Source organism: Streptomyces sp. NPDC001135 (assembly GCF_053598395.1).
The window spans coordinates 159905-176451 of sequence record NZ_JBSFKD010000014.1 but is presented as its reverse complement, the minus strand read 5'-3'; the positions used below and the strand labels follow the sequence as shown (position 1 = coordinate 176451).

Here is a 16547-nt window from a genome sequence, read left to right as displayed (position 1 = left end):
AGACCCCGGGGGCGGACACCCACCCGGGGCCTTCTGTTCGGGTACTTCTCAGACGGCTTCGACGACCTGCAGCTCGGCCACGTCGTCGCCGCTCTCCGCCGACGGCTTCCCGCCCCTGAGCGGGACCTCCTTCACGAACAGCGCCGCGATCAGCACGATCACCGCGACCGCCGCGCCCAGCAGGAACGCCGAGTGCGTACCGGCGGACACCGCGTGCTGGTAGGCGTCCCGGATCGGCGCCGGCAGCTTCTTCAGGCTGTCCGGGGTCAGCTGCGCGGACTTCTCGGTGACGCCCTTGCCCAGCACACCGGCCCGCTCGGCCATGACGTGCTGGACCCGGTTGTTGAACAGCGCGCCCATGATGGCCACACCGAAGGAGGAGCCGAGCGTACGGAACAGCGTCGAGGACGACGAGGCCACGCCCATGTCCTTCATCTCCACGCTGTTCTGCGCCACCAGCATGGTGACCTGCATCAGGCAGCCCATGCCCAGGCCCAGGACGGCCATGTAGACGCCCGAGGACAGCCGGGTCGTCCCGGTGTCCATCAGCGACAGCAGGTACAGCCCGACGATCATCAGCGCGCCACCGACGACCGGGAAGACCTTGTAGCGGCCACTGTTGGTGGTCACCCGGCCCGCGACCATCGAGGTCACCAGCATCGCGCCGAGCATCGGCAGGAGCAGCAGACCGGAGTTGGTCGCGGAGGCGCCCTGCACGGCCTGCTGGTACAGCGGCAGGTAGAGCGTGGCGCCGAACATCACGAAGCCGGTGATGAAGCCGATGAGGGACATCAGCGTGAAGTTGCGGCTCCTGAACATGCGCAGCGGCACGACCGGCTCGGCGGCCTTGGTCTGCCAGAACACGAACCCGATCAGCGCGGCGACGCCGATGCCGATCAGTTCCATGATCCGCGCGGAGGTCCAGGCGTACTCGCTGCCGCCCCAGGTGGTGACCAGCACGATCGAGGTGATGCCGACGGTCAGCAGCGCGACGCCCAGGTAGTCGATGCGCGCCTGCGTCCGCTTCTTGGGCAGGTGCAGCACGACGCTGACCAGCACCAGGGCCACGGCACCCAGCGGCAGGTTGATGTAGAAGGCCCAGCGCCAGCCCCAGTTGTCGGTGATGGTGCCGCCGACCAGCGGGCCGCCGATCATGGCCAGCGCCATGACGCCGGCCATCATGCCGGTGTACTTGCCGCGCTCCCGCGGCGGGATCAGATCGCCGATGATCGCCATGACACCGACCATCAGTCCGCCGGCGCCGAGGCCCTGCAGGGCACGGAAGCCGATCAGCTCGCCCATGTTCTGGGCCATGCCGCTGAGCGCCGAACCGATCAGGAAGATCACGATCGAGCTGAGGAAGGCGCCCTTGCGCCCGTACATGTCCCCGACCTTGCCCCAGATCGGGGTCGAGGCCGCGGTGGCCAGGGTGTAACCGGTGACCACCCAGGACAGGTGCTCCAGGCCGCCCAGATCGCTCACGATCGTCAGCATCGCCGTACCGACGATCATGTTGTCGAGCATCGCGAGCATCATCGCGATCATGAGTGCGAGCAGAACCACCCGCACACTCCTGGGCCGTTTGCCCTCCGTGCCGCTGTGCACCGTGTCCGCCATCTCTTCCCACTCCCCCTGCGGCAGCTACTTACTTGCCGCCCGGCTAGCTCACTACACTGGGAAGGTAGACCCGCTACTAGCCGGGCGTCAAGTAAGTTTCCGCGGGAGCGCGAGGAGTACGAGGATGGGCGTCACCATGGACGGCACCAAGCAGCAGCGCCGCGGCAACACCCGCCAGCGCATCCAGGACGTGGCACTCGAACTCTTCGCGGAGCAGGGCTACGAGAAGACCTCTCTGCGCGAGATCGCCGAGCGTCTCGACGTCACGAAGGCGGCCCTGTACTACCACTTCAAGACGAAGGAAGAGATCATCGTCAGCCTCTTCGAGGACCTGACGCAACCGATCGAGGCCTTGATCGAGTGGGGGCGCAACCAGCCGCACACCCTGGAGACCAAGCAGGAGATCGTGCGGCGCTACAGCGAGGCCCTGTCCGGCGCCGAGCCGCTGTTCCGCTTCATGCAGGAGAACCAGGCGACCGTGCGGGAACTGCGCATCGGCGACGCCTTCAAGGACCGCATGCGGGGCCTCAGGAACATTCTGATCGACCCCGAGGCCGAGCTGGTGGACCAGGTGCGGTCGGTCAGCGCGATGTTCACGCTGCACGCGGGGATGTTCGTGATGCAGGACCTGGAAGGCGACCCCGACAAGAAGCGCGAGGCCGTTCTCGAGGTCGCCCTGGGCCTGATCACACAGGCGCACGAACACGCCCGCAACAAGGACTAGGGCGTTTGGTCTGGATCAGGTCGACCCGGGCTGATCCAAACCACCCCCCTTGCTCAGACGCTGACGCCGTTGGCGCGCAGGAACGCGACCGGGTCGACGGCGGAGCCGTAGTTCGGGGTCGTGCGGATCTCGAAGTGCAGGTGCGGGCCGGTGGAGTTGCCGGTGGAGCCCGAGAGGGCGATGTGCTGGCCGGTCCTGACGATCTGGCCGGCCCTGACGTCGATCCGGGACAGGTGCGCGTACTGCGAGAAGGTGCCGTTGCCGTGCTTGATCACGACGGCGTTGCCGTACGCGGGGCCGTCACCGGCGCCGTTCGGGCCGGCCTTGACGACGGTCCCGCCGTGCGCGGCGACGACCTCGGTGCCGGTCGGCACGGCGAAGTCCTGCCCGCTGTGCTTGGCGATCCAGTGGCTGCCGGCCTGCATGAAGGCTGCGGAGAGCGTGTACGTCTTCACCGGGTCGACCCAGGAGGCGGCCGACGGGGCGGCGGCGCTCGCGGCCCCGGTCCCCAGCACGGCCGTGGCGCCGACACCGGCGGCCAGGACGGCCACGCGGGTGCGGAGCGAGGACATGCGGGAAGAACGGGACGTGGCGCGCCGGGACATCGAAACCTCGTGGACTCGGGGACAGAACCGCCACCCCGCGAACAGACGTCCGGCGGGGTGGCCATCCCTTGGTAGCCGAGCACCCCGTCCAGCCCAAAACCCTCTCTCTACGACACCTCGTAGTAGATGACCGCAAAACCGCCGCACGTTTCCCTGGTGAAAGTCCTTTTCACCCGGGCGACGGATCCCACTATCCAGGCTAGTAAGGGACATTTCGCCTGTGCCGCTTATCACCGGCCACCCAAACCCACGATCACAGAAATGTGACGCACACCTCTAGGCACCTACCGTCCGGTAACCCTACGGTTCCCCTCGCGCCATCCTCACCTCAGATCATGCTCCTGACATTTCAGGCACGCGTACGGACGTACGGACGTGAGAGGACCCCCACCGATGACCAGACGCCCCTGGGCCCGCCGCATCTCCGCCACCGCCGTCTCCGTGGCCGCACTGGCCGCGATGGCCGCCCCGGCCCAGGCCGCCACCACGGCCGACTCCTCCGGCTCCGCAAAGGTCGACTACGCCACCTGGCAGAAGGACTGCCAGACGGTGATGGACCAGGCCCTGCCGTACCTGAAGGAGCGCATCGCCGCCGCCGAGCCGGGCGAGAAGCAGGCGATCGTCTTCGACATCGACAACACCACACTGGAGACCGACTTCGGCTTCAGCTACCCGCAGCCGGCCAACAAGCCCGTGCTGAACGTCGCGAAGTACGCCCAGGAGCACGGCGTCTCGCTGTTCTTCGTCACGGCCCGCCCGGGCATCATCTACCTGCCCACCGAGTACAACCTCGAGCACGACGGCTACGACGTCTCCGGGCTCTACGTCCGCAACCTGTTCGACCTCTTCAAGGACGTCGCCGCCTACAAGACCGCCCAGCGCGTCGACATCGAGAACAACGGCTACACGATCATCGCGAACATCGGCAACAGCGCCACCGACCTCTCCGGCGGGCACGCCGAGAAGACCTTCAAACTGCCGGACTACAACGGACAGTTGTCGTAACCGGCGTTTGCGGTGCATGCGAAAGGGGCCGGTGCCTTCGGGCACCGGCCCCTTTCGCTCGACCGTGACGCTTACGCGTCCTTGCTCAGGTTCGGCCCGGCACCGCCGGCCGCCTGCTCGATCGGCGGGACGTCGGGCAGCGCCGACTTCTCCTCACCCCGGAAGGTGAAGGTCTGGGTGTCGCCCTCGCCCTCGGTGTCCACGACCACGATGTGACCGGGACGCAGCTCGCCGAAGAGGATCTTCTCCGACAGCGTGTCCTCGACCTCGCGCTGGATCGTGCGACGCAGCGGGCGCGCGCCGAGCACCGGGTCGTAACCCTTCTTGGACAGCAGCTCCTTGGCGGACTGGGAGAGCTCGATGCCCATGTCCCGGTCCTTCAGGCGCTCGTCCACCTTGCTGATCATCAGGTCGACGATCCGCAGGATGTCCGCCTGCGTCAGCTGCGGGAAGACGACCACGTCGTCGACGCGGTTGAGGAACTCGGGGCGGAAGTGCTGCTTGAGCTCGTCCGACACCTTGTTCTTCATGCGCTCGTAGTTGGTCTTCGTGTCACCCGCGGCGGCGAAGCCCAGGTTGAAGCCCTTGGAGATGTCCCGGGTGCCGAGGTTGGTCGTCATGATGATGACCGTGTTCTTGAAATCCACGACCCGGCCCTGGGAGTCGGTCAGGCGACCGTCCTCCAGGATCTGCAGCAGCGAGTTGAAGATGTCCGGGTGGGCCTTCTCGACCTCGTCGAAGAGGACGACGGAGAACGGCTTGCGGCGGACCTTCTCGGTCAGCTGGCCGCCCTCTTCGTAACCCACGTATCCGGGCGGGGAACCGAAGAGACGCGACACCGTGTGCTTCTCGCTGAACTCCGACATGTCGAGGGAGATCAGCGCGTCCTCGTCACCGAAGAGGAACTCGGCGAGCGCCTTGGACAGTTCGGTCTTACCGACACCGGACGGGCCGGCGAAGATGAACGAACCACCCGGACGCTTCGGGTCCTTCAGGCCGGCACGCGTACGACGGATCGCCTTCGACAGCGCCTTGACGGCGTCGTTCTGGCCGATGACCCGCTTGTGCAGCTCCTCCTCCATGCGGAGCAGGCGGCTGGACTCCTCCTCGGTCAGCTTGAAGACCGGGATGCCGGTGGCCGTGGCCAGGACCTCGGCGATCAGCTCGCCGTCGACCTCGGCGACGACGTCCATGTCGCCGGCCTTCCACTCCTTCTCGCGCTTGGCCTTGGCGGCCAGGAGCTGCTTCTCCTTGTCGCGGAGGGAGGCGGCCTTCTCGAAGTCCTGCGAGTCGATCGCGGACTCCTTGTCCCGGCGGACGGCGGCGATCTTCTCGTCGAACTCGCGCAGGTCCGGCGGAGCGGTCATCCGGCGGATGCGCATCCGGGAGCCCGCCTCGTCGATCAGGTCGATCGCCTTGTCCGGCAGGAAGCGGTCCGAGATGTACCGGTCGGCCAGGGTGGCGGCCTGGACCAGGGCCTCGTCCGTGATGGAGACGCGGTGGTGCGCCTCGTAGCGGTCGCGCAGGCCCTTGAGGATCTCGATCGTGTGCGGCAGGGACGGCTCGGCGACCTGGATGGGCTGGAAACGGCGCTCCAGGGCCGCGTCCTTCTCCAGGTGCTTGCGGTACTCGTCCAGGGTGGTCGCACCGATGGTCTGCAGCTCGCCGCGGGCCAGCATCGGCTTCAGGATGGAGGCCGCGTCGATGGCGCCCTCGGCGGCACCCGCGCCGACCAGCGTGTGCAGCTCGTCGATGAACAGGATGATGTCGCCGCGGGTGCGGATCTCCTTGAGGACCTTCTTCAGGCGCTCCTCGAAGTCACCGCGGTAGCGGGAGCCGGCGACCAGGGCACCGAGGTCCAGGGTGTAGAGGTGCTTGTCCTTGAGGGTCTCGGGCACCTCGCCCTTGACGATGGCCTGGGCGAGGCCCTCGACGACGGCGGTCTTGCCGACGCCGGGCTCACCGATCAGCACCGGGTTGTTCTTCGTACGGCGGGACAGCACCTGCATGACCCGCTCGATCTCCTTCTCGCGCCCGATGACCGGGTCGAGCTTGGACTCACGAGCGGCCTGGGTGAGGTTCCGGCCGAACTGGTCCAGGACGAGAGAGGTCGAGGGGGTGCCCTCGGCCGGGCCGCCGGCGGCGGCGGTCTCCTTGCCCTGGTAACCGGAGAGCAGCTGGATGACCTGCTGCCGCACCCGGTTGAGGTCTGCGCCCAGCTTGACCAGGACCTGGGCGGCGACGCCCTCGCCCTCACGGATCAGGCCGAGCAGGATGTGCTCCGTGCCGATGTAGTTGTGGCCCAGCTGAAGGGCCTCGCGGAGCGACAGCTCCAGGACCTTCTTGGCACGGGGGGTGAAGGGGATGTGCCCGGACGGGGCCTGCTGGCCCTGACCGATGATCTCCTCCACCTGCTGGCGGACCGCCTCAAGCGAAATGCCGAGGCTCTCCAGGGCCTTAGCGGCGACACCTTCGCCCTCGTGGATGAGACCCAGGAGGATGTGCTCGGTGCCGATGTAGTTGTGGTTGAGCATCCGGGCTTCTTCCTGAGCCAGGACGACAACCCGCCGCGCGCGGTCGGTGAACCTCTCGAACATCGTTAATCGCTCCTCAGAGCGGTCAGGCAGTGGGGGGAACTTCCCCTCCCTGTCCTTCCGCAGCTTAGTCCCGCAAGCGGGGACCGCTCATTCCAACTGCCGACACCGTCGATGGCCTCCTGACCCCGAACGCCGACATCTGCTCCAACCCGATGGTGCGAGACGATGTTCCCGCAGGCCAGGCACTTATCCCACTCACCAGTACGCCGATGGCGAACGTGAGACGCCCCGTCCTGCGTGTCGCCCCCTCCCACTAGGCATGTCTTACCCGCTGGGACTGACACTCCATGCCGCGCGCAACGGTTCCCTCCGCTATGGGCGAACAACCTTGCGCCTCCCCGCACCTCCGCGCGCCCCCTTTTTCGGCACTTTGCGCGATCGACAGGGCACCCAGCGTAACTTGCCGGTCGCTTCGGCGGTTGCGGTGGGCATGGTCGGCTCGGTCCCCGCGCTCTCAACGGTCCCCTTTCCCCGTCGTCCCCTGGATCCGGGCGCACCGGACGCCGGTGATCTCCCGGCCTGCCCGGATGCCCGGGCCCGTCACTGGTACGAGAACGATCTGGGGTGGGCGACAGTGCCCGGACGGCCGCTGCGGCTGCTCACCGGCGTGCGGTTCGACGTCCTGGACGTGCCGGCCGAGGCGGGCGCGGGCGCGCTCCGGCATCTCGCGCCGGGCTCTCCGGTGGCCCTTCGGGGCGACCGGATGGAGCTGTTGCTGGCCGCGGGCAGCGCGGAGGAGCTGCCGGGGCTGCTGGACTGGCTGGAGTGGGGCGCCGTGGCCCTCGATCTGCGGGTCCTGGGCGCGGGGGGCGCGACGGAGGCACCGGCACCACCGGCGGGCGTCGCCGCGGGGCTCAGGGCACCGGCGGGCGTCGCCGCGGGGCTCAGGGCACCGGCGGGCGTCGCCGCGGGGCGTGGAGGACTGGCGGGCGTCGCCGCTCGAGTCGTACCGCCCGTGACGGTCCTCGACGGGGCCGCTCCGACGGGGGCCGGATCCATGCAGGGGGCCGCCGTATGGCTGCGGCCCCCTGGGCCCGGAGGCGAGGTCGAGGCCTCGCTGCCGGCCATGCCGGCTCTGGGGCGCGAGGGGAGCGCCCCCGATCTCGTACGGCTGGTGGACACGGTGGCAGCGCACTGTCACCGGGTCCGGCTGCGGCGCGTGCGCGCCGGACTGCCGACCGCCTGCCGGCGGGATCAGCCGTTGGCCTTCTCGTAGGCCTCGCGAATGGACGCGGGAACACGGCCGCGGTCGTTGACCTCGTAACCGTTCTCCTTCGCCCAGGCGCGGATCGCCGCGGTGTCCTGGTTGCCACCGGAAGCGGCACGCGCCTTTCCACGTCCGCCCGACGCACGGCCTCCGGTACGCCGACCGCCCTTCACATAGGGGTCGAGAAGGCCGCGCAGCTTGTCCGCATTGGCGGTCGTGAGATCGATCTCGTACGTCTTGCCGTCCAGCGCAAACGTCACCGTCTCGTCCGCCTCGCCGCCGTCGAGGTCGTCGACAAGAAGGACCTGAACCTTCTGTGCCACCGGATTTCCTTTCATCGATAACGTTGAGGACCGGGGGACTGCGGCGTCCGCCGTTTCGCCGCCCCTGTTATATGCAGTACTGCAGTACGTCGGAAAGCAAACCGCTTTTGCCGGAAAAACACAAACCCCTGGGAGAGGACCGGTAGAGGACCGCCGGACCGCCTCCGTCCGGAAACATGCGCGTTTCGGACATAGGGAACCGGGGCAATGACGATCACAGATGCAGAAGCATCCGGCTGTTGCCCAAGGTGTTCGGTTTCACTCGTTCGAGACCCAGGAACTCCGCGACGCCCTCGTCATAGGAACGCAAGAGCTCCGCGTACACATCGGTGTCGACCGGCGTCTCCCCGATCTCCACGAAGCCGTGCTTCCCGAAGAAGTCCACTTCGAAGGTCAGGCAGAAAACCCGGCGAACGCCGAGCCAGCGCGCGGTCTGCAGCAACTTCTCCAGCAACTGATGGCCGACGCCGGCACCCTTGAGGCCGGGCTTCACCGCGAGAGTGCGGACTTCCGCGAGGTCCTCCCACATGACGTGCAGCGCGCCGCAGCCGACCACCTCGGCGTTGTCGTCGCGTTCCGCGACCCAGAACTCCTGGATGTCCTCGTAAAGCGTGACCGTGGCTTTGTCGAGCAGGATGCGGTCGCGGGCGTAGGCGTCGAGGAGGAGGCGCACGGCCGGGACATCGCCGGTGCGGGCGCGCCGGACGGTGATGGCTTTTGCGGAGACTTCAGGACGCTCTGCTGACATGAGCGGACGCTATCGCCCGTCCGCGGCCCCGGCCGAGCCGGGGTTCTCCTCTTGCCGGGCTCCGGGGGCCTGCTGTTGCGCGGCTTCCCGCTGCCGCGGTTCGGGGGCCTGAACGGTTTCCGGACCCTGGACGATGCGTACGGCGTCGCGAAGGGCCTGGCGCTGTTCCTCGCTCATCATCCCGAAGAAGGCGACGAGTGCGGCGGCGGGGTTGTCGCTCTGCGACCAGGCGTCGTTCATGAGGGCGGCGGCGTACGCGGCCCGTGTCGAGACGGCCTCATATCGATAGGCCCGCCCTTCCGCCTCGCGGCGGACCCAGCCCTTCTGATGGAGATTGTCCAAAACGGTCATCACGGTGGTGTACGCGATGGAGCGTTCCTGCTGGAGGTCTTCCAGGACTTCTCGAACGGTCACCGGGCGGTTCCACTTCCACACCCGCGTCATGACCGCGTCTTCGAGTTCTCCCAATGGGCGAGGCACAACTCAGAACAATAGTGGGAGATCACGGCAATGGCGTGCCGGACGTGCACTAAGCCCGCGAATAGGAACAAAAAGGGCGTACGACTCGAAGCCGCATCGGGATGACGCCCGCCCGGCAGACCGACTCAGGCGTCGCCGCCGGCGGAGGCCTGACGTGCACCCTCGGCGCGGGCGAGGGCCGCGTCGACGGCGGCGTCCTCCTTGGCCTTGGCGGCCCCGCCCTGGGTCTTCACGATCACCCTGACCACACCGATGAAGAACACGGCCATCACGACCGGAGGCACGAGCGCGGAGACGTAGTCCATGCCCCCAGAGTAGCCACGAGGCACCGGGCGAAAGGTACGGGGTACGCGAACCGCCCGGGCCCCCGCCGAAAACCACCCGCACCACCGAGTCCGACGCACCCCCACCGAACACCACCCCCACACCCGCCGACGCCGACCCGCCCCGAAGCCCGACCACGACGCCCCCGCACCGCCGACACCGACCCGCCCCGAAGCCCGACAGCGGCGGACCCTGTCCGAGCGCCACCCCGCGTCCACCGGCGGCTCCCTTGCCCGGATGTACCCGCAGCCGCCGGCGGTGCTCGTGCCCCACCGGGGCACCCGCGCCCGACGACGACGGCCGCACGGGTGGTGCGTGCGGGAACCCGACCCGGCCGGAGGCCGGGCGCCCCCAGCGCACCCGCACCCGCACCCGCACCCGCACCCGCACCCGAAGACGCGCCGCGCCCTCGCGCAAGGACCGGGCGCGAGGCTCAGCCGGCGGCCAGCTGGCGGCTCTCGGCCGGATCCGCCGGATCGGCCGGAGGCGTCGGAGGCGTCGGCTTGCGGCGCGGGAAGACCTCGCCCGGCGTCGGGATGGGCCGCTTCGGCGCGGCCGGCTCCGTGGCGGGCCGCTCCGCGGGTGCCGGCCCCGGCTTGGGCGCCGGCTTCGTCGCGGGATTCTGTGCGGGCTTCTGCGCCGGTTTCTGCGACTCCTCGGCCTGTCGCGCCCCGGAGTCCGCCCCGCCGCCCGGAAGGGCCAGCAGACGGGTGCGTGAGGGGGGCACAGCGGGTGCGGGCACCTTGCGCGCGCCCTGCGCGAACCGGGCCCGTACGTCCTGCTCGGCCAGCGCCTGGCAGCGGTCCAGCAGCGCGGCCGCCACCGGGTTGCCGCGCAGCGCCCGCAGTGCGGCGAGATCGTCCGGCACCGGCCGGTGTCCGGCCCCCAGCGCCTCCTCCAGAAGGGTGAGGTAGCCCGCGGCGGTACCCGGCAGCGCGGCCCGGTACCGGCCGAGGTCGGCCACCAGGAAAGCGCGCAGTCTCGCCCCCTCGCGCATCGCCTCGTCGAGCGACTCTGCGAGCCGGAAACAGTCCTTGACGTCCTCGGCGGACGCTTGGCCGGGGTGAAGGGCGAGGGCGAGGGCACGGCGGAGCACGCGCAGCTCCTCCACGCCGAACGCCATGCCGCCGCGGGATCCGTATGGCGTGGGCATGCGGCGACGCTACCGCTAATCGGACAAAAGTGACGGATCGGGATGTTTTTTCGACGCGTGTCGCTCCCGGTTTCCCCCGACCGGGGCCACGGACACGGCACGACATACGCGCGCGTGAACGAGGGAACCGGCGCTCGGGGCGCCGGTCACCTCACAGCCGCGAGACGTTCCGCTCGTACACCAGGCGCAGCCCGATCAGCGTCAGCCACGGCTGGTGCTCGTCGATCACCGACGACTCCCCCAGCACCATCGGCGCGAGCCCGCCCGTGGCGATCACCGTGACGTCGTCCGGGTCGTCGGCGAGCTCCCGCGCCATCCGGCTGACGACCCCGTCGACCTGCCCCGCGAAGCCGTACACGATGCCGGCCTGCATGGCCTCGACGGTGTTCTTGCCGATCACGCTGCGCGGCCGGGCCACCTCGATCTTCCGCAGCTGCGCGCCCTTGACGCCGAGCGCCTCCACGGAGATCTCGATGCCGGGCGCGATGACGCCGCCCACGTACTCCCCGCGCGCGGAGACCGCGTCGAACGTGGTCGCCGTACCGAAGTCGACGACGATCGCCGGGCCGCCGTACAGCTCGACGGCCGCGACCGCGTTGATGATCCGGTCCGCGCCGACCTCCTTGGGGTTGTCGGTGAGGATCGGCACGCCGGTCTTCACGCCCGGCTCGACGAGGACGGCGGGAACGTCGCCGTAGTAGCGCCGCGTGACCTCGCGCAGCTCGTGCAGCACCGACGGGACCGTCGCGCAGATCGCGATGCCGTCGATGCCGTCGCCCAGCTCCTCGCCGAGCAGCGGGTGCATGCCCATCAGGCCCTGCAGCAGCACCGCCAGCTCGTCCGCCGTGCGGCGCGCGTCCGTGGAGATGCGCCAGTGCTCGACGATGTCCTCGCCGTCGAACAGCCCGAGGACGGTGTGCGTGTTGCCGACGTCGATCGTGAGCAGCATGGCCGTTACTCCGCCTCGCGCAGGTCCAGGCCGATGTCCAGGATCGGCGAGGAGTGGGTGAGCGCGCCGACGGCCAGGAAGTCCACGCCCGTGTCGGCGTACACGCGCGCGATGTCGAGCGTCAGCCGCCCGGAGGCCTCCAGCAGGGCCCGGCCGCGGACGATCCCGACGGCCTCCGCGCACTCGTCGGGCGTGAAGTTGTCCAGCAGGATCAGGTCCGCGCCCGCCTCGACCACCTCGCGCAGCTGGTGCAGGGTGTCGACCTCGACCTCGATCGGCACCTCCGGGAACTGCTCCCGTACGGCCTTGAAGGCCTGCGCGACACCACCGGCGGCGACCACGTGGTTGTCCTTCACCAGGGCCGCGTCGGACAGCGACATGCGGTGGTTGACGCCGCCGCCGCAGCGGACGGCGAACTTCTCCAGCGAGCGCAGCCCGGGAGTCGTCTTACGGGTGTCCCGCACCCGCGTCCTGGTGCCCTCCAGCGCGTCCGCCCACGCGCGCGTGGCGGTCGCGATGCCGGACAGGCGGCACAGGATGTTCAGCGCGCTGCGCTCGGCGGTCAGCAGGTCACGCGTGCGTGTCGTGACCGACAGCAGCTTCTGCCCGGCCTCGATCCGGTCGCCGTCCTCGACGTGCCGCTCGACCTCGAACTCGTCCGTGCAGACCACGGAGAGCACGGCCTCGGCAACCCTGAGGCCCGCCGCGACGCCCGCCTCGCGCGCGGTGAAGTCGCCGGTGGCGACGGCCTCCTCGGGGATGGTCGCGACGGTCGTCACGTCCACGCCGCCGTCCAGGTCCTCCTGGATGGCCACGTTGGCGATGTCCTCGACCTCGATCGGGTCGAGCCCGGCGGCGGCCAGCAGCTCGGCGAGCGCGGGGTCGAGCCCGCTCTCCAGGTACTCCTCGTCGCCCTCGGCGCCACAGGCGCAGCCGTCGCCGCAGCCGCCGGCGGGGGCGAGGGGAAGGTCGTCGGTGCTCACGTTCGTCACTGCTCCTGGGCGCTGGGTGTTACCGGGTAGGGGGGAAGTCTGCGGTGTCGGTGGTGTGCACGGCCAGCGACCGGTCGGGGTTCAGCCGTACGACGATGTGCCGCCGCCAGTGGGTGTCGTCGCGCTCGGGGCTGTCCTCGCGCCAGTGGCAGCCGCGGGTCTCCTCGCGCATCCGCGCGGCGGCGACCAGGACGCGGGCGACGCACAGGAGGTTGGTGGCCTCCCAGGTGTCGACGCCGGGCTCGGCGGTCTTGCCGTTCTCGTCGAGGGCGTCACGGGCCTCGCTGTGCAGCTGCTGGAGCTGCCCGGCGGCCTTCGCGAGGGAGTCCTCCGAGCGCAGCACGCCCGCGCCCTCGGTCATGATCCGCTGGATGGCGAACCGGGCCTCGGGGGCGAGCAGCGGGTGCTCCGGCTTCTCGGGGTCCGGGACGGGCTGGGGCACGCGCGCGTGGAGGCCGTTCTCCGCCTGCGCGGCGGCGATGTCGGCGGCGATCCGCTCGGCGTAGACGAGGCCTTCGAGGAGGGAGTTGGAGGCGAGCCGGTTCGCGCCGTGCACGCCGGTGCAGGCGACCTCGCCGCACGCGTACAGGCCGGGCACGGTCGTGCGTCCCTGCGCGTCGGTGCGGACGCCTCCGGAGGCGAAGTGGGCGGCCGGGGCGATCGGGATGGGCTCCGTGACCGGGTCGATGCCGTTGGCGCGGCAGGCGGCCAGGATGGTCGGGAAGCGGCGTTCCCACATCTCGGCGCCGAAGTGCCGGGCGTCGAGGAACATGTGCTCGGCGTCCTGCTCCAGCATCCGCCGCAGGATGCCCTTGGCGACGATGTCCCGCGGCGCCAGCTCGGCCAGCTCGTGCTGCCCGACCATGAAGCGCACGCCGTCGGCGTCGACCAGGTGGGCGCCCTCGCCGCGCACCGCCTCGGACACCAGCGGCTGCTGGCCCTCGGCGTCCGGGCCGAGGAACAGCACGGTCGGGTGGAACTGGACGAACTCCAGGTCGCTGACCTCGGCGCCCGCGCGCAGCGCCAGCGCGACGCCGTCACCGGTCGACACCGACGGGTTGGTGGTCGCGGTGAACACCTGCCCCATGCCGCCGGTCGCGAGCACCACCGCGGGGGCGTGCACGGCGCCCACGCCGTCGTGCTGGCCCTCGCCCATCACGTGCAGCGTGACACCGGCCGTACGGCCCTCGGCGTCGGTGAGCAGGTCCAGCACGAGCGCGTTCTCGATGGTGCGCAGCCCACGCGCGCGTACCGCCTCCACGAGCGCCCGGGAGACCTCCGCGCCGGTCGCGTCGCCACCCGCGTGCGCGATCCGGCGCCGGTGGTGGCCGCCCTCGCGGCCGAGGTGGATGTCGCCCTCGTCGTCGGTGTCGAAGTGGGCGCCGGTGGAGATCAGCCGCCGCACGGCGTCGGGGCCCTCGGTGACGAGGATCCGTACGGCCTCCTCGTCGCACAGGCCGGCGCCGGCGACCAGGGTGTCCCCGAGGTGCTGTTCGGGCGTGTCGCCCTCGCCGAGCGCCGCGGCGATACCGCCCTGCGCCCAGCGCGTGGAGCCGTCGTCCAGGCGGGCCTTGGTGACGACGACGGTCGTCAGGCCCGCGGCCTCGCAGCGCAGGGCCGCGGTCAGACCGGCCACCCCGGAGCCGACGACGACCACGTCCGCGGAGATGGACCACCCGGGTGCGGGCGCGTGCAGTCGTATGCCTGTGCTGGTGCCTGTGCTGGTCACGAGGCGGCTCCGAAGGTGAGAGGGAGGTTGTCGATCAGCCGGGTCGTGCCGACCCGGGCGGCGACGGCGAGGACGGCCTCGCCGGTGAAGTCGTCACCGATCTCGGTGAAGTCGGACGGGTCGACGAGGGCCAGGTAGTCCAGCGCGAGGGGCGGGGCGAGGCGCGCGGCCTCGTCCAGGACCTGCCGTGCGGCCGCGCGGACGGCCGCCGGGCCGCCGGGGGACGCCGTGGCGACCGCGTGCGCGTCGGCGGCCGCGCGGGACTCCCCGAGGGCGCTCAGCGCCTCGGCACGCGCGTGCGTGGAGGGCACTTCGCGGGCACGCGCGCGCAGCGCCTCCTGCGCGGCGTGCCGGTCGCGGCCCGCGAACAACGCGCCGGACAGCGCGAGCGCGGTACGGCGCTCGTCGGGCGAGAGGTAGCGGTTGCGGCTGGACAGGGCGAGCCCGTCCTCCTCGCGCACGGTCGGTACGCCGACGATCTCGACGCCGAAGTTCAGGTCCCGCACCATGCGCCGGATCAGAGCCAGCTGCTGGGCGTCCTTCTGGCCGTACAGCGCCACGTCGGGGCGGGTCAGGTGCAGCAGTTTGGCGACGACGGTGAGCATGCCGTCGAAGTGGCCGGGCCGCGAGGCGCCCTCCAGGCGTTCGCCCATGGGGCCGGCGGTGATCCGGACCTGGGGGGCGCCGCCGGGGTAGACCTCGTCCACGGACGGCGCGAACACCGCGTCCGCACCGGCCTGCCCGGCGAGCTTCAGGTCGGCGTCGAGCGTGCGCGGATAGCGGTCCAGGTCCTCACCGGCGCCGAACTGCAGCGGGTTGACGAAGACGGTGACGACGACCTCGCCGTCCGGTCCCGCGATCTCGCGCGCCGTGCGGATCAGGGTGGCGTGGCCCTCGTGCAGGGCGCCCATGGTCATCACGACCGCGCGGCGGCCGCGGCGCACGCGCGCGTGGAGCTCGTCGGCGGTGCTCAGCAGGGCGGTGGTCATCGGTCGTTCCCCTCGGTGCCGTGAGTGCCGTTCGTGCCGTCGGCGCCGTCGGCCAGGACGCCGAGCAGGTCCTCGGCGAGTTCGGGCTTCAGCAGGCCGTGCGCGAGCGCCCGGTCGGCGGTCGCGCGGGCCATCGCGACGTAGCCCGCGACGGTCTGCGGGGCGTGCCGGCGCAGCTCGGTGATGTGCGCGGCGACCGTGCCGGCGTCCCCGCGCGCGACGGGCCCGGTGAGCGCGAGGTCGCCGGAGCGCAGCGCGTTGTCCAGGGCGGCGCCGAGCAGCGGGCCGAGCATCCGGTCGGGCGCCCCGACGCCCGCCGTGCGCAGCAGCTCCATCGACTGGGCGACCAGGGTCACCAGGTGGTTGGCGCCGAGGGCGAGGGCCGCGTGGTAGAGCGGGCGGTTCTGCTCGCTGATCCATTCGGGCTCGCCGCCCATCTCGATGACGAGGGCCTCGGCGGCGAGCCGCAGCTCCTCGGGCGCGGTGACGCCGAAGGAGCAGCCGGCCAGGCGCTGGACGTCCACGCGGGTGCCGGTGAAGGTCATCGCCGGGTGCAGGGCCAGCGGCAGCGCGCCCGCGCGCAGGGCGGGGTCGAGGACGCCCGCGCCGTAGCGCCCGGAGGTGTGCACGAGGAGCTGGCCGGGCCGCACCGCACCCGTCTCGGCGAGGCCGGCGACCAGGCCGGGCAGGACGTCGTCGGGGACGGTGAGCAGCACCAGGTCGGCGCGCTGCAGTACCTCGGCGGGCGGCACCAGCGGCACGTCGGGGAGCATGGTCTCGGCGCGCCGCCGGGAGGCGTCGGAGACGCCCGAGACGGCCACCGGGCGATGCCCGGCGAGCTGCAGGGACGCGGCGAGCGCGGGGCCCACGCGGCCGGCGCCGACGACGCCGACGGTGAGCCGCGCGGGGCGGTCCTTGAGGTCTGGCTGGTGGACTGTACTCACGCGACGGCGGCCTTCCCGTTCCAGTCCGCTCTGGGTACCGGACGATTTCTCGTCATGTTAACGCTATCTCGATCCGGCGCCGACCGGTTGTCCACAGGCTGTGGGTTACGCCACGTGTACGCCCGCGCCCGCGTGTACGCCCGTGCCCCGGGCCCGGCCCC

The 16547-nt window shown here is 70.7% G+C and carries 16 protein-coding genes; 3 read left to right on the top strand and 13 right to left on the bottom strand.

The features are described 5' to 3' along the window. Positions 1 to 48: 48 nt before the first annotated feature. Positions 49 to 1617 carry an MDR family MFS transporter gene (locus ACWC94_RS19295; RefSeq protein ID WP_450797837.1) on the bottom strand — a complete coding sequence of 523 codons (1569 nt, stop codon included), beginning with the start codon at positions 1615 to 1617 and terminating at the stop codon, positions 49 to 51. A 124-nt stretch (positions 1618 to 1741) separates the two neighbouring features. On the opposite strand from ACWC94_RS19295, the gene ACWC94_RS19290 reads away from it, so the two are divergent. Then, positions 1742 to 2341: a TetR/AcrR family transcriptional regulator gene (locus ACWC94_RS19290; RefSeq protein ID WP_450797836.1), complete on the top strand. Its 600-nt coding sequence runs from the start codon at positions 1742 to 1744 to the stop codon at positions 2339 to 2341. 53 nt (positions 2342 to 2394) lie between these two features. On the opposite strand, the gene ACWC94_RS19285 is transcribed toward ACWC94_RS19290, so the two are convergent. Continuing rightward, a complete protein-coding gene (locus ACWC94_RS19285; protein WP_450797835.1) occupies positions 2395 to 2946 on the bottom strand; it encodes a M23 family metallopeptidase in 552 nt (183 codons plus the stop codon). Between the two features lie 393 nt (positions 2947 to 3339). Here ACWC94_RS19285 and ACWC94_RS19280 point away from each other — a divergent pair, with 393 nt between their 5' ends. Further along, a complete protein-coding gene (locus ACWC94_RS19280) occupies positions 3340 to 3951 on the top strand; it encodes an HAD family acid phosphatase (protein WP_450797834.1) in 612 nt (203 codons plus the stop codon). Positions 3952 to 4022: 71 nt separating this feature from the next. Here ACWC94_RS19280 and ACWC94_RS19275 read toward each other — a convergent pair whose 3' ends face one another. Next, positions 4023 to 6548 carry an ATP-dependent Clp protease ATP-binding subunit gene (locus ACWC94_RS19275; protein WP_450797833.1) on the bottom strand — a complete coding sequence of 842 codons (2526 nt, stop codon included), beginning with the start codon at positions 6546 to 6548 and terminating at the stop codon, positions 4023 to 4025. 430 nt (positions 6549 to 6978) lie between these two features. Between ACWC94_RS19275 and ACWC94_RS19270 the strand changes: the two genes are divergently transcribed. After that, entirely contained in the window at positions 6979 to 7764 is a 786-nt protein-coding gene (locus ACWC94_RS19270) for an SCO3374 family protein (RefSeq protein WP_450797902.1), read from the top strand. Here ACWC94_RS19270 and ACWC94_RS19265 read toward each other — a convergent pair. The 10 genes from ACWC94_RS19265 to ACWC94_RS19220 form a co-directional block, all read right to left on the bottom strand. Next, positions 7743 to 8078, bottom strand: coding sequence for a histone-like nucleoid-structuring protein Lsr2 (locus ACWC94_RS19265; RefSeq protein WP_030751806.1), 336 nt, complete (start codon positions 8076 to 8078; stop codon positions 7743 to 7745). The two genes, ACWC94_RS19270 and ACWC94_RS19265, sit on opposite strands and share 22 nt — an antisense overlap. A gap of 214 nt (positions 8079 to 8292) precedes the next feature. Next, positions 8293 to 8826: an amino-acid N-acetyltransferase gene (locus tag ACWC94_RS19260; protein ID WP_450797832.1), complete on the bottom strand. Its 534-nt coding sequence runs from the start codon at positions 8824 to 8826 to the stop codon at positions 8293 to 8295. A gap of 9 nt (positions 8827 to 8835) precedes the next feature. Beyond that, positions 8836 to 9270: a BlaI/MecI/CopY family transcriptional regulator gene (locus ACWC94_RS19255; protein WP_450797831.1), complete on the bottom strand. Its 435-nt coding sequence runs from the start codon at positions 9268 to 9270 to the stop codon at positions 8836 to 8838. A 161-nt stretch (positions 9271 to 9431) separates the two neighbouring features. Continuing rightward, positions 9432 to 9611 (bottom strand): hypothetical protein, encoded by a 180-nt coding sequence (locus ACWC94_RS19250; RefSeq protein WP_270082353.1) that lies wholly within the window; start codon positions 9609 to 9611, stop codon positions 9432 to 9434. A 452-nt stretch (positions 9612 to 10063) separates the two neighbouring features. Further along, entirely contained in the window at positions 10064 to 10753 is a 690-nt protein-coding gene (locus tag ACWC94_RS19245) for a hypothetical protein (RefSeq protein ID WP_450797900.1), read from the bottom strand. Between the two features lie 181 nt (positions 10754 to 10934). Continuing rightward, the gene (locus ACWC94_RS19240) at positions 10935 to 11732 is read right to left on the bottom strand and encodes a type III pantothenate kinase (protein ID WP_030651508.1); all 798 of its coding nucleotides are present in this window, start codon (positions 11730 to 11732) and stop codon (positions 10935 to 10937) included. A gap of 5 nt (positions 11733 to 11737) precedes the next feature. Then, the gene (gene nadC, locus ACWC94_RS19235; protein WP_450797830.1) at positions 11738 to 12715 is read right to left on the bottom strand and encodes a carboxylating nicotinate-nucleotide diphosphorylase; all 978 of its coding nucleotides are present in this window, start codon (positions 12713 to 12715) and stop codon (positions 11738 to 11740) included. Positions 12716 to 12743: 28 nt separating this feature from the next. Next, on the bottom strand, positions 12744 to 14453 hold the full coding sequence (locus ACWC94_RS19230; RefSeq protein WP_450797829.1) for an L-aspartate oxidase: 1710 nt from the start codon (positions 14451 to 14453) through the stop codon (positions 12744 to 12746). Next, positions 14450 to 15442 carry a pantoate--beta-alanine ligase gene (panC, locus tag ACWC94_RS19225; RefSeq protein WP_450797828.1) on the bottom strand — a complete coding sequence of 331 codons (993 nt, stop codon included), beginning with the start codon at positions 15440 to 15442 and terminating at the stop codon, positions 14450 to 14452. The genes ACWC94_RS19230 and panC overlap by 4 nt, the downstream gene beginning before the upstream one ends. Further along, complete coding sequence (locus ACWC94_RS19220; RefSeq protein WP_450797827.1) at positions 15439 to 16386, bottom strand: Rossmann-like and DUF2520 domain-containing protein; 948 nt, start codon at positions 16384 to 16386, stop codon at positions 15439 to 15441. The genes panC and ACWC94_RS19220 overlap by 4 nt, the downstream gene beginning before the upstream one ends. Positions 16387 to 16547 lie beyond the last annotated feature (161 nt).

Coding starts and splice junctions, on each gene's coding strand:
- ACWC94_RS19250 (WP_270082353.1), bottom strand. CDS start 9,611: ATGGACTACGTCTCCGCGCTCGTGCCTCCGGTCGTGATGGCCGTGTTC.
- ACWC94_RS19290 (WP_450797836.1), top strand. CDS start 1,742: ATGGGCGTCACCATGGACGGCACCAAGCAGCAGCGCCGCGGCAACACC.
- ACWC94_RS19240 (WP_030651508.1), bottom strand. CDS start 11,732: ATGCTGCTCACGATCGACGTCGGCAACACGCACACCGTCCTCGGGCTG.
- ACWC94_RS19245 (WP_450797900.1), bottom strand. CDS start 10,753: ATGGCGTTCGGCGTGGAGGAGCTGCGCGTGCTCCGCCGTGCCCTCGCC.
- ACWC94_RS19255 (WP_450797831.1), bottom strand. CDS start 9,270: ATGACGCGGGTGTGGAAGTGGAACCGCCCGGTGACCGTTCGAGAAGTC.
- ACWC94_RS19270 (WP_450797902.1), top strand. CDS start 6,979: ATGGTCGGCTCGGTCCCCGCGCTCTCAACGGTCCCCTTTCCCCGTCGT.
- ACWC94_RS19285 (WP_450797835.1), bottom strand. CDS start 2,946: ATGTCCCGGCGCGCCACGTCCCGTTCTTCCCGCATGTCCTCGCTCCGC.
- ACWC94_RS19275 (WP_450797833.1), bottom strand. CDS start 6,548: ATGTTCGAGAGGTTCACCGACCGCGCGCGGCGGGTTGTCGTCCTGGCT.
- ACWC94_RS19280 (WP_450797834.1), top strand. CDS start 3,340: ATGACCAGACGCCCCTGGGCCCGCCGCATCTCCGCCACCGCCGTCTCC.
- ACWC94_RS19260 (WP_450797832.1), bottom strand. CDS start 8,826: ATGTCAGCAGAGCGTCCTGAAGTCTCCGCAAAAGCCATCACCGTCCGG.
- ACWC94_RS19295 (WP_450797837.1), bottom strand. CDS start 1,617: ATGGCGGACACGGTGCACAGCGGCACGGAGGGCAAACGGCCCAGGAGT.
- panC (WP_450797828.1), bottom strand. CDS start 15,442: ATGACCACCGCCCTGCTGAGCACCGCCGACGAGCTCCACGCGCGCGTG.